Raw genomic sequence first — 2288 nt, 5'->3', positions numbered from 1 at the left:
GGTCCGAGGCTGGCCTCACTGGGAGCGTGGGTCAGTAACGGCTGCTCAAAGGGTTGGGCCGGTCACCGGTGCGTGGCAATGACCAGGATGCGGCGGGTGGCCAATGGGGGCTAATTGTCCAGTTGGCGCTGTAACTCGGCGATCGTGGCGACTGCGCGTTCCTCGCCAAGTTCTTCGATGAGTTCGTCGCGACGGGTGATCATGCCGTGGCTGGTTGCGTGCCAGCGGTGCTCCCAGTCGATCGTCTGAGGTTCAACCTTGGGAGTGACACCGGGTTTCATGCGAGTGACAGCGTACGTGCTGAGGTCAGTTGTTGTTCGAACTCGGCTGGTGTGAGGTAGCCGAGGGCGGAGTGGCGGCGGCGCCGGTTGTAGTAGGCCAGTCAGTGGAACAGCTCCAGCCGTGTCTGCGCCTTCGAGGTTAGGCGTCGCCCGTGGAGCAGCTCCCGTTTCAGGCCCTGGAAGAACGACTCGGCCAGGGCGTTGTCGTAACTCGAGCCGACGCGACCCGTGCTGCGGCGGATGCCGTGGTGGCGGCAGACCTCGGTGAAGGCCGCCGCCGTATATTGCGCGCCCCTGTCCGTGTGAAACACAACGCCGTCGACCTGGCCGCCGCGAGCGGCCACCGCCATTTCGATCGCGTCGGTGACGAGCTGGGTGCGCATGTGGTCGGCGATGGACCAGCCGATCACCCGGCGCGAGCAGATGTCGATGACCGTGGCCAGATACAGCCATGTCGAGCCGACGGCGACATACGTGATGTCGCCGCACCACCTGGTGTTCAACGTGCTTGCGGTGAAGTCGCGCATGACCAGGTCCGGTGCGGGCGGGGCCGTCTTGTCCGTGATCGTGGTGCGCTTGGTGCGGCGCAGGTGACGGCCGACGATCTGATGGATGCGCATCAGGCGCGTGACACGCTTGCGGTTGATCTTCCGACCCCGCGAACGGAGTTCGGCATGGATGCGCGGGGCGCCGTAGGCGCCGTGGTGTTCGGCATGGATGGCGCGGATCTCGGCGACTGCGGCAGCCTGCTCGGCCTGGCGCGCGGCGCGTGCCTGTGCGGTGGCCTGGTGCCGGTAGTAGCCGGAGCGGGAGACGCCCAGGACCCGGCATATCCGCTTCACGCCGAAGGCGGCGCGGTTGGCAGAGATGAAGTCCCAGCGGTGGGGTCTCACTTCACCTCCCGAGTGAAATAGGCGGCTGCCCGGCGCAAGATCTCTCGCTCCAGCTGCCACTCCTTCTCGGCCTTGAGTAGCCGCTGGTTCTCGGCCCGCAACCGGACCAGTTCCTCGGCCGGACTGGGCACACTGCCGCCTGACGGCTCGGGCGCGGACCGGCTGGCGTCCTTGCGGACCCACGTGCGCAGCGTCTCCCCGGTGATCCCGAGATCCGCGGCCACCGCCGCGTACGTGCGCTTGCCGCCGGACGCGCGGTAGAGCGCGACGGCGTCTTTCCGGAACTCCTCCGGGTATGGAGACTGGCGTCCCACCTGGGCATCCCTCCCTGGACCTTCAAGATCCATTGTCAGGGTGTCCACTCCAAAGGATCAGCCTCAGAGATGCGCTTTCGCCGCCTGCTGGAAGAGACCGGCATCGGCTACGTCCTGGCCGTCCCGAAGTCCCAGCAGGTGCCGCGCTTCGGCCGCATCGACCACCTGTTCACGCAGGCACCGGACGAAGCATAGGGGAAGCGCTCGTGCGGCAACGGCGCCAAAGGCCCGCGCGTCTACCACTGGGCCGCCGTCCAACTCCCCACGATCGAGGACTTCGACGGCGACCGGCCCACCCATCAACGCTGGGCGTTGGCCCGGCGCAGCATCAACAGGCCCGACGAGATCGCCTACTACCTCGGCTATGCCCCGGTGGGCACTGACGTCGACCGGCTCGTGCAGGTCGCCGGGCGCCGGTGGGCGATCGAGGAATGCTTCCAGGCCGCAAAGAACGAATGCGGCCTGGACCAGTACGAAGTCCGCCGATACGTGGGCTGGATGCGGCACATCACCCTGTCCATGCTCGCCCACGCCTTCCTCGCCGCCACGGCGGCCCAGGCGGCCGCAAAAGGGGATGCAGAAACGGTTCCGGCCCGCTGACTCCGCTCACCGTGGCGGAAGTCCGCCGGCTCCTGGCAACTCGCCCCGCACCCCGACCCCGCCTACCGCTTCGCCTCCACACAGTGAGCTGGTCGCAATGGCGGCGCAGGCGCCAAGCCGTCGCCCGGCACTGCCACTACCGGCGACGAACCCACTCGTTGGAGGGGCGGTCCGCCAAGACCGCCCCCGATGCACCATCG

General features: G+C 67.7%; 1 protein-coding gene and 2 pseudogenes. 1 reads left to right on the top strand and 2 read right to left on the bottom strand.

The genetic code is table 11. The annotated features are described in order from the left end of the window. Window positions 1-110: 110 nt before the first annotated feature. Together VXC91_RS44670 and VXC91_RS44665 are read right to left on the bottom strand one after the other, a co-directional pair. Entirely contained in the window at window positions 111-281 is a 171-nt protein-coding gene (locus VXC91_RS44670; protein ID WP_329513059.1) for a hypothetical protein, read from the bottom strand. Continuing rightward, a pseudogene (locus tag VXC91_RS44665) lies at window positions 278-1488 on the bottom strand (IS3 family transposase). The gene VXC91_RS44670 and the pseudogene VXC91_RS44665 overlap by 4 nt, the downstream one beginning before the upstream one ends. Window positions 1489-1554: 66 nt before the next feature. Between VXC91_RS44665 and VXC91_RS47520 the strand changes: the two are divergent. Continuing rightward, window positions 1555-2175: pseudogene (locus tag VXC91_RS47520) on the top strand (IS701 family transposase); the annotation flags it as partial. Between the last annotated feature and the right edge of the window lie 113 nt (window positions 2176-2288).

This window comes from Streptomyces chiangmaiensis (assembly GCF_036281785.1).
GTDB classification, from domain to species: Bacteria; Actinomycetota; Actinomycetes; order Streptomycetales; family Streptomycetaceae; genus Streptomyces; species Streptomyces chiangmaiensis.
The sequence above is the reverse complement of the archived record's forward strand: the minus strand, read 5'-3'. Positions and strand labels throughout refer to the sequence as shown.